Annotated in this window: 5 protein-coding genes; 2 read left to right on the top strand and 3 right to left on the bottom strand. The window is 46.5% G+C overall.

Translation table 11 applies throughout. The annotated features are described in order from the left end of the window. The first annotated feature begins 2,113 nt into the window (after positions 1–2,113). Both HMPREF0670_RS11530 and HMPREF0670_RS16750 read left to right on the top strand, forming a co-directional pair. Positions 2,114–5,878: a hypothetical protein gene (locus HMPREF0670_RS11530; protein WP_232213914.1), complete on the top strand. Its 3,765-nt coding sequence runs from the start codon at positions 2,114–2,116 to the stop codon at positions 5,876–5,878. Positions 5,879–5,891: 13 nt separating this feature from the next. After that, positions 5,892–6,065, top strand: coding sequence for a hypothetical protein (locus HMPREF0670_RS16750; protein ID WP_198009304.1), 174 nt, complete (start codon positions 5,892–5,894; stop codon positions 6,063–6,065). Between the two features lie 306 nt (positions 6,066–6,371). Here the strand turns inward: HMPREF0670_RS16750 and trxA are convergent, their stop codons facing one another. From trxA to HMPREF0670_RS17165, 3 genes are all read right to left on the bottom strand, one after another. Next, on the bottom strand, positions 6,372–6,686 hold the full coding sequence (gene trxA / locus HMPREF0670_RS11525; protein WP_009231328.1) for a thioredoxin: 315 nt from the start codon (positions 6,684–6,686) through the stop codon (positions 6,372–6,374). Positions 6,687–6,931: 245 nt separating this feature from the next. Continuing rightward, positions 6,932–10,639: a DNA polymerase III subunit alpha gene (dnaE, locus tag HMPREF0670_RS11520; protein ID WP_044078219.1), complete on the bottom strand. Its 3,708-nt coding sequence runs from the start codon at positions 10,637–10,639 to the stop codon at positions 6,932–6,934. A gap of 25 nt (positions 10,640–10,664) precedes the next feature. After that, a partial coding sequence (locus HMPREF0670_RS17165) for a hypothetical protein (RefSeq protein WP_044078218.1) occupies positions 10,665–11,023 on the bottom strand: 359 nt, incomplete at its 5' end.

Genomic DNA, 11,023 nt, shown 5'->3' with positions numbered 1-11,023 from the left:
CGAATGGCCGATTGGGGTTTGACTTAACAGTACAAAAACGCATACACTGAGTGTACTTGACAAACGATAAACACACCTACCAGCAAACTTAACAACCCATGTGCTTGACAATCCATAAACTCGCAAAGCCATAAACCCATAAACTCACAGGCTCATAAACTCAGACACTCTACAACTCATAAGAGGTCATGCTTATGAACTTATAAACAAACAAATACATCAACTCCTACTCTCTACAACCCAAAAGGCCTCACACTTATGAACTCATAAACTAACAAACTCATCAACTCATAAACTAACAAACTCATCAACTCACAAACTAACTAACTCACCAACTCACAAACTAACCAACTCATCAACTCACAAACTAACAAACTCATCAACACGTAAACCAACAAACACATCAACGTGCGAACGAACAAACTCTTCAACTCAGACACGCTACAACTCATAAGAGGTCGTGCTTATGAACTTATAAACTAACAAATACATCAACCGATAAACTTAACCACGCACCAACCCAATACGCCAAAACGTTAAATCCATTGCTATTATTTTACAAAACACACGTTAACCAACACCCCTTTCTAGCGAAAATTTTGGTTAAATAGTAGGTAAACAACCACTATTTCTAACTTTTCATGCCTTGGAGTTTGTCTATTTTTAAGCCTAGAACCTGCATTTTGCACCATTTCGCCTTTCTAGTTTGGTTGCCAACTCGTAATTTTTACGCCCCGAAAACCCACTTTTAGCCCCCAAAACCCTACTTTTTAATGGCTATTTTGCCCTTTTTAGCCAGGTGTTTGATGCTTTGAAAAGGTTTTGTTTATACAATTGCTGTGGATGTTTATGCTTTTCATCTCGCATTTAGCGGCAAATCGCATTGCATTTAGTAGTATTTTACCCTGCGTTTAGCACCAAAACGCACGCTATTTAGCGGCAAAACGCAAGGCATTTAGCACCAAAACGCATTCCATTTAGCACCAAAACACACTGTATTTTGCCGCAAACAGCCCCGAAACAGGTGCAAATGTCAGTCTTTTCAAATAAAAATTCATTTTGCCAACATTCACATGCTACCCCTTTTTGCACCAAAACAAACCTTCGCGAGAATCGTTTTTTTGCGGCAGGTGGGCGATTGGTGAACAAAAAGGGCACTCATAATGTTAAAATCCATGCTAAAAACTAGACAAAACTAATATGCAGTAAACACGCGCGAGTGGGCAACGGCCACGGAAAACACGTACGCTTACGATGCCAGTGCGAGCGGTTGTGGGGCATCATGGCCAACGGAGACAGCAGCATGGAAACGAAGAAGCAATCTATCATTGACAGCTGGTTTCCAACTTGTAGAGAATGCAAGGAATGACTTCCGCCAGGTCGCTTTTTGAGATATAACCACATTTGCCACATACGAATGGGCTAGAATATCAAATTTTATCGTATCTTAGTCCGGTACTTCGTACATGAGCGGGAAGTATCTGGTTATTACAGCACAAAGATAATAAACTCCTCTCTATTTATAGAAATATTAAAAGTCAAGACAACTTCACTTACAATAAAGTTTACTAACCATCATCTTCTCACCACTCCATTCTAGGGAAAATTAGACTTACAGGTCGATATAAGCTGTATTTCACTAGAACAAGCATGCAACCGGCCTATCAAACAAAACGAACAAAAAATATGAATAAATGCCAAACAACAGGCGCAAAGCTCACGTTAGCCCCATGTTTGATGTGTAAAATATATATAAAAAACATTATTTTAGACACACGCTATTGTTTGTTGTCTTTTTTTGACTATCTTTGTAGCGTATTTACAGAAAATATGGGGCTACTCGCCGCCAATTAACATTTGAAAAGATTGCATCGCCAAGCTAAAAACATCAGGCCAAAGGCCAATTGTCAGCGCATGCGAGAGATTGCGGCAACAAGCCGCCTACTATAACGATGAGTTTTAGAGAGCAGTTAAACATGGGAGAGAATTGCCCCGCAGTGAACTACGTCAAACTCAGGAAACTAAAAGAAGATATACCTCACGATAGGCGAAAGCCATGAAAGACAGTTGAAGAAGGTTATCATGAAGACATAATTTAATTAAAAGAATTAGTATGAGAATGTATTTACTACTACGAATGCGACACAGTTATCCACTATCGCTAATCATTGCCTTACTATTGGTTTGGCGTAGCGTACCGCTGTCCGCACAAAACGCAACCATCAGCCCTTCCTTAGGAAACCTTATCACCGCCTTTACGCACAATCCACACGAAGTGGGATTCGAGGGTGGATATGGTTCACTTTGGCAACACAAGCAGCTACCCATCACCTACTCTTGTTCAGACGAGCCCACATTGTCTAAAGACGGCGTGCTGGGTAACCACACTTGTAACTTCCTATATTATAAAAAGGAAGGGAAAGAGAGAATGATACACGTTACTGGCGTAATCCCTAACTACTCATCAATAGCCATGCCTAAGGGATACAAGATAACAGGCTATAGAATCGTTATTAAGAACAATCTAAGTATACCATCCGAAAAAGCCATCTTCGATGATGTTATGCCTTCGCTACCATTCGAGCGATGGAAAGATTGGACTTTCGGCGAAGTGGATAAAGCAAACATCAGGCTTGACCATGCGAAAACAGACCCAACCTTTCGCAGTGATGCACATGTAGTGCTCCCTAAAAACAGCTATGGCCAGACGTTTACTATCGAACGTAAAGCAGCCGACATGGGGCATATCCTCTACTTCTGTTTCGCAGGAAACACGGGGAGGAGCCGTCTTGCAGCGTTTACTTACGAAAGTATCGAGCTATGGTTCACTGCAAATAACGAATTTGAATACGAACTGACGCCCAAAATTGAGCACAGCAGCAGCATAAGTCTTTCTGAAAACGACATGCCATTAGGCAAAACCGATGTGGGCGAACTAAAACTACGTGAGAAGAGAGGGAAGAAATTTTACAGTTATGATCAATATAACAGCCAAGAAACGACTGCCAGTGTTTACCTATACGAGCAAGGGGCACACGATGGTAAAACTTGGGATGACACCAGAGGCAACAAATTCATCAAAATTGTAAATGCCAACAACAAGTCGTGGTATGCCTTACAGAAAGGCACATACTTTGTAGAAGCACCCACAACAGCGAAAGTATCTGCAGCTTCGGGCGAAAGTAAAGTGCCCGTTGGCTATCGCATCGTGGGTATTAAAGTAGATTACAGGAAGGATGACTATAAGACGCCAGGCTTTGTACTCAAAAACGCTGGGCACGGGCACAAGCAATTCTTCCTCACAAGCGAAGTGAAAGGTGGCACGGAACGAGCTATCTGGCATCGAACAGCTAACGATGAGATATACACCATAATAAATGGGAAACCTAAATTCTTGTATCACAAAAGAGAAGACAGCCCTTCTCCTGTTCCTGTTCCCGCCGAACTTACAGACGAAAACAAACACGTGCGGTTCGAGTGGTCTAACGGACGCCCATTCTTTCGCGTCGGCAGCAAAGAGTACTTCCTGCGCATGAATAAGAATAAGCAAGCATTCTTCACGTATGGGAGTGCGGGAGATCATGCACAAATGGCTGCCATAAACGAGCAAGCAGTGAGTTCAACACCTTTCAAACTGAAAATTTTCGGCCCAACAGGAGAAGAAAGCGACCCGCTAACCAGAACAATAGACATCAAAGAGACAACGCCCAATGGGACTGTAAGGATTGATGGCTACAACAACGATGCCGTTAAATTCAAGATAGAAGGACTTCCAAACACCTCCTCGCCCACCGCATTGGTGAACATCACGCTGATTATGGAGACACTAAATCCTTACATCAAGTCGGTAGACGTGGTGTGTCATGGCGCGTACAACACCGAACAAGTTCGAACGTTCGACGCAACAGACTTCAATCTTGGTGGCGAAAAGTTTGTGTACCGAGTACCCAAAGGATTCTCAGAGCAAACAAAGCTGAAGTTCACATTTAGGAACTTGAAGTCGGACTTTGCGGACAACACGTACCTTAACAATCCAGGAACGCACAACTCGAGATACAGTTTCGTGGCGTCAGACTATTATAATAAGGTGAATGATGACCTTTACACGAACAAGGGTGTTGTTGCCAACTACGACTATACGAAGAAAATAGAGGTGGATTTGGCGGGAAATATCGCGTTCCCATTCAACAATGCTGGAGACTTGTCTAATAAACAAAGCACGCTGACGTCTGCATATTTCACCGAACGGCAGTTCACCATGGAGGAATATACAAAGATGACTGGTGAAGTGGAGACCAACATCAACGGTGTGATTACTAAGAAAACGGAGCACGGTAAGTTTGCACAAGAAAATACGTTGTTAAGAGACAATGAAACAAAGACGATGTATCTCTATACGACAGATGAGACACGCTATAACATTGCGCCTACAAAGAAAGAGCAACACAGGGCTTTTGCCTATTATCACACGGTGATAAAGCTCGAAGTTAAGAACTACGAGCCCAAGGTGAAATGGATACCTATCTATAACAAGGCCATGTATTATAAAGACGCGGCTAACAAACACTACATGCCTACGCCGTTAGTGGGTGCCGAGATACAGACAACCGAGTCGGGATTTGAAGGCAACAAGCATCAACAGGGCGCAACTAGCGAGTTTGGTTATCTAACCCTCAATCAGATTGTCGACGTGATGCAGCAGTCGATAGCAAAGGGAACAGACCCCAATGTGCCTCATAGCCTAGGCGATGTACTCTTCGTTGACAACTCCAAGCTATTCGATATCATCCGTAAAGAACATACTCAGCAGTTGGTGCCCATATTAGAAGACCTCCGTAGCAAGCTTGCCAAGAATGCGCTTATATATTTACCTTATCGGGCAGAGCAATTAGCGAGTGTAAGCCATACGGCTTTACAGCGCACAGATGGCAAAGGATTTGAGGGGCATACCAACATAACGCTGACAGATAAGCTGCCGTTCTTCGCCCCATACGACATACAACTCAAGCCAGAATGCCACGCCACTTACACAAGAGAGGTTACGGTACAAGGCATGGGACGTGTGAACTATGCGACGCTAGTACTCCCATATGGGCTTTCTATCGACGGAAATGGCATGCACAGCAATGCTGTTGGTCCACAATCGCACTTCTATTTAGCCAAGATGCGCGACAATTCGCTCATCTGTTCCTCTGGCCCAAAACACGAAGGAGCCGACTATGAGGTAACGGCTAAACTCAAAACGCTTACAGGCGTTAACAAAAGTGAGGCCAACATGCCTTACATCGTACGTATTGCGCCAGGATATGGTGATGGTAATGTTTCATTCGTGGCAGCCGAGAAAGGCGCTCTCATAAAGAAGACGCCAGAAGCTCTTGCAGGATTGGTTACAAGCTACGCGGTATACAGCACGCTCGACGGACATCCAGTACCATTCAAGAGCTACTATACATACTCTGGACGTGTAATCAACAAACCCGGAAACGAGATGGTGTTCTACTTCTCGCTCGACAGATACGTGGCATTCAAGAACTTGAAGAAACAACAACTGTTCCTCTTCCCGTTCCGTTCGGTATTCCATTTCGAGAACCTAGGGCCGCTCTTGTCTAAGGCATTCAACTCCTTTAACATCAGTTTCGATGGCGATGAAGGGTCAACACCCACGGCCATTGAAGACGTTCAAGAAGAGATTGCGCTAAAAGTAACGGTCAGCACAGGCCAAATCACAGCCGTAGCAAGAAAAGATGTTCCGCTTAATGTCTATACAATGTCGGGACAATGCGTAACACGCACCATGATAAAGGCAGGCGAAACGCGTACATTCTACCTCGCACCTGGCGTGTACATGGTAAATGGAAAGAAGATGATTGTTAACTAAATACGATACCGCGATGAAGAAAAAGAAATACATTACGCCGTGCGTACTGATGGAGTTGCTCACCATTGAGACGCATTTGGCCGCAGGTTCGTTCCAGGCAGAAGAGCCCGGAGCAAAACCAGGCGAGGATTTTGACGAAGAGTTTGATGTTGATGAGAACTTCGACGACAGAATATTCCGATTGTAATATGCACAAAGTGCGGGGTTGCGACATTTGTCACAGCCTCGCACTTCTTTCTATTAGTCCGCTGTTCACACAAAGGCGACCCACACAAATCCACATAGACACAAGCAGATTAGGAACAATTGGGTGGTGAGAAACCCATCTTTGGAGGAATGAGAAAAGAGAATAAGAGCAGCAAGACAATTCCAAAAGCACCCCGAATGAAATGTGCTTTGAATCCATTTCCGAAGAAAACAGCAACAAAAAAAGTGCAAGACACGCATCAGGTGTCTTGCACTTCATTTTCGTTTCTCACCATTAAAGGTCGAGTTACAGCAGGGCTTGGAACTTCGCGTCGAGTGTTTCCTTATTGGTTGCACCAACGAACTTGTCTACCAACTGTCCGCCCTTGAAGAACAGAATCGTGGGAACGCTACGTACGCCGAACTCTGCGGCAACCTCGTTGTTCTCTTCTACGTCGCACTTTCCTACAACAATCTTGCCGTCGTAGTCGTTAGCCAACTCAGAGATGATGGGGCCAACCATCTTGCAGGGGCCGCACCATGTAGCCCAAATGTCAACAACCAATGGCAATTCGCCATTCTTATAACTCTCGAAGTTTTCTGATGTGATTTTTACTTCCATAATGATGTATTCCTTATTTATTTGTTATTAATCTCTATTGGGTTTGTTTTGTCCAATTAACTCAGTGCAAACACTGTGCCACAAAATGCGCGCCACAGGCTTTTCGCCTTCTTTCCAAATGCCTTGAACGCTGCTAACGCCACGTCTTACACCTTATATATAGCAACAAAAATGGCGACACCTGTCCGCTTTCGGCCAACGCACGGGTCCGCGCACATGTAAATATGTCACTAAATGCTGCCAAATCAGTTCACCTTATAGTTCATGTGCGGGTCGCTTTCCAGGTAGTTAACCAGCGTTCGCCCCACCCTTATGGGCGGAATGCTTGCCTTTAACAGCAACGTATTGTTACTTTCGCTGTCGTAAACCTCGAAATAAAGCTGCGTTTGACCGGGACTATCGCTCACCATCGTCACAATGTCGTTCACAACCGTTTGGTCGACATGCGCGCTGTCCACCTGAATTGTAAACCGTTCAATCCGTTTGTCGAACGTGGTTTGCAAGTATTCGATGTTCGCCACCTGCAAGTCTACAAACGCACTAGTGGGATATTTCTGCGTAAATCGGCACTTCACGAAAAGCGTTCTGCCCACTTCAAACATGCCATTCCATCTTCCCCACTCTTCGCCGAAGAAAGCCAGCTCGCCCGAACCCGAATAATCTTCGATGGTTACAAAGCCGCAGGGTTTTCCTGTCTTGGTAACAGCCGAACGCGTATTGGTTACCATGCCCGCCAACGTAACCTCGGCCTTCTGCACCAATGCCATTCTGTCTTCCAGTTCGTTGCATCCCGTATTGCACATAGACTGCAACACAATCTTATAATCGTCTAGCGGATGCGCCGAAAGGTAAATCCCCACCAAGTCGCGCTCCTTGTTCAGGCGTTCTATGCTGCTCCATCGCTCTGCTTGGGGAACAGGCGGAGTACTCACTTCCACAGCATTGCTGGCACCGAAGAGCGAGTTTTGCATTTGCTGTTGCTCCATTTGGAAAAGCTGACCATAACGAGTAAGGTTATCTATAAAGGTAGCCCCTTTGCTGTCTGTCCCCAAATAGTTTTCGCGCGCTATGCCCAAGCTGTCAAACCCACCGCTCAGTGCCAAACTTTCAATGGCTTTCTTGTTCACCGAGCTCAGGTTCACGCGTTGCACCATGTCGAACACCGACGTGTAAGGTCCGTTCTTTTCGCGTTCTTGAATGATGGCCTGAGCCGCCGCATCGCCCATTCCCTTGATGGCGGCAAGTCCGAAACGTATCTCGCCATGCTTGTTCACACTGAATTTCAGGCGCGACTCGTTCACGTCTGGTCCCAACGTCTTAATGCCCATCACCCTACATTCGTCCATAAACTTGGTTATTTCCGAGATGTTGGCAAGGTTTCTACTCATCACGGCGGCCATATATTCGGCTGGATAATGCGCTTTGAAGTACGCCGTTTGGAAAGCCACCCACGAATAGCACGTGGCATGACTCTTATTAAAGGCATACGAGGCAAACTTCTTCCAGTCTTCCCATATCTTGTTGAGCACTTCCTTGGGATGACCGTTTTTCATTCCGCCCTCGTAGAACAGTGTCTCCAACTTATCCATCTGCGCAATAAGTTTCTTACCCATAGCCTTTCTCAGCGTGTCGCTCTGTCCACGCGTAAAGTTGGCCAGTTGTCTAGACAACAACATCACCTGCTCTTGATACACCGTAATACCATACGTATCTTTAAGATACTTCTCCATGCAAGGAATATCATACTTCACCCTTGACGGGTCGCGTTTACGCGCAATGAATTCGGGTATATAGTCCATTGGCCCTGGGCGGTAAAGCGCATTCATGGCAATGAGGTCTTCAAACACCGTGGGTTGCAGCTCGCGCAAGTACTTCTGCATGCCGGCCGACTCAAATTGGAAAGTCCCAATCGTCCTTCCCTCACAATATAGCTTGTAAGTAAGCGGATCGTCGATGGGTATTTCCTCCAAGTTGATGGTCTTACCGGTAGAGAGTCGCACGTTTTCCACAGCCTCTTTCAGTATGGAAAGCGTTTTCAGGCCTAAGAAGTCCATCTTGATAAGCCCCGTTTCTTCGATAACATGCCCGTCGTATTGGGTACAAAGCAGCTTATGTCCAGGGTCGGCCTTATCCTCGGCAGTAGAAACGGGCACCCAATCGCTAATCGCATCGCGGCAGATAATGGTTCCACAGGCGTGAATACCCGTTCCGCGCACCGTTCCCTCCAACATCTTGGCATACATCATGGTGTTGCGCAACCCCTCGTCTGCCGATGCCTCAGCCTCACGCAATTCGGGAATGGCCTTAATGGCATTGGCCACGCTCATCTTCAAGCCATCGGGCAGTTTGTCGGGAATAAGCTTACATAAGTCGTTCACAATCTTCAGCGGAACCTTTTCCACACGTCCAACGTCCTTGATAGAGTTTTTCGTGGCCATCGTTCCGTAGGTAATGATGTGCGCCACCTTGTCGTGTCCGTACTTATCTTCCACCCATTCCAGCACGCGCCCGCGTCCGTCGTCGTCAAAGTCGGTATCAATATCGGGCAACGATATACGGTCGGGGTTAAGGAAACGTTCGAAAAGCAAGTCGTACTTGATGGGGTCAATCTTCGTTATGCCCAAACAATAGGCCACGACAGAGCCTGCGGCCGACCCACGTCCGGGGCCAACCATCACGTCCAATTCGTTCTGTGCCGTGTTGATAAAGTCTTGCACGATAAGGAAGTAGCCAGGAAAGCCCATTGTCTTCATAATGTGCAGCTCAAAGTTCACACGCTCGCGCACTTCCTCTGTAAGCGGTTCGCCATACAGTTTCTTAGCCCCATCGTATGCCAGTTTGGCCAAATAGTCGGCCTCGAACTTTATTCGATACAGCTTTTCGTATCCGCCCAGTTTCTTAATTTTCTCCTCTCCCTCTTCGGGTGGCAGCTGGTTCTGTCCGTTTTCGTCGGATGTAAACTCGTCGTACAGTTCTTTTTCAGATATGCGTTGCCGCCATTGTTCCTCCGTTCCGAAGTCTTCGGGTATGGGAAAGAAAGGCATAATGGGCGAATGGTCTATCGAATAGGTTTCCACCTTATTTAATATCTCCACCGTGTTACGCATGGCTTGCGGCAAATCGCCAAACACCTCATTCATTTCTTCGCGCGTTTTAAACCACTCTTGCTTAGAGTATAGCATGCGCGTGGGGTCGTCTAGGTCCTTACCAGTCGACAAACACAGCAAGTGGTCGTGTGCCTCGGCGTTCTCTTGGTCCACAAAGTGGGCATCGTTCGTGCATACCACCTTGATACCCATCTCTTCCGCCATTTCCAACATCACCTTATTGGCACGTTGTTGCAGCGGGAACGCCTCTCTGTTAGCCCGTATATGCGGGTCTTTCACCTCGTGGCGTTGCAACTCCAAGTAATAGTCGTCGCCAAAAACGCGGTGATACCATTGCGCAGCCTCGCGTGCGCCCTCGATGTCGTTCCTCAAAATCTTGCGTGGAACTTCGCCAGCGATGCACGCCGAACAGACAATCAGTCCCTCGTGGTAGGTCTCCAAGTCTTCTCGGTCGGTTCTGGGGCGCATGTAATATCCGTCTACCCACGCTCTCGAAACCAGCTTTGTCAGGTTCTTATATCCTGTATAATTCTTCGCCAACACAATCAGGTGGTAGCCGCTCATATCTCCATTCTCCTTCACCTTGTCTGTTTTTCGGTGTCGCGCCACATACATCTCACAGCCGATGATAGGTTTAAATTCGGGCAAGCCTTCTTCTTTGCGCTTGCCGTTAACCTTTTTGCAGTAGTTAAAAAACTCTTTCGTGCCGAACATGTTGCCATGATCGGTCAGTGCCATACCGCCCATGCCGTTGGCTATGGCCTTATCCACAAGGCGTTGTATGCTCGATTGGCCGTCGAGTATAGAATAATATGTGTGTACGTGAAGGTGAACGAAGTCTTCCATTTTGTCTTTCTTGTTTCCTGACGAATTAAAAATCACCTTCAAAGTTACGCCATTTTATCGACACGAGCAAGCAAAAGCAGAAAACATTATCTACAAATTGAGAACGGCCTTTTAATGACAAACAACTTCTGCAGGGGCATGGTGCCGTTTCTGTCTGCCGCAAGTTGCATGCCCGCAACCGCGCGCTCTGGCCTCTGTAAGCGTACATGCTTTCCGCAATGTTGCCCATGTCCCACGTGTAGCGGCGGCGGAGCTGCTCCACGTTGCGCGCACCCACGCTCTTGTACGTCTCGCGCCCGAACCTGTCGCGCCGGGTGGTGACGTGCACGCCGCCCGCTAGGTGACACTCGGCCTCCAGCCCCACACTGTCGCGCAGCCACTTGG

Source organism: Prevotella sp. oral taxon 317 str. F0108, assembly GCF_000162415.1.
GTDB lineage: Bacteria > Bacteroidota > Bacteroidia > Bacteroidales > Bacteroidaceae > Prevotella > Prevotella conceptionensis.
The sequence above is the reverse complement of the archived record's forward strand: the minus strand, read 5'-3'. Positions and strand labels throughout refer to the sequence as shown.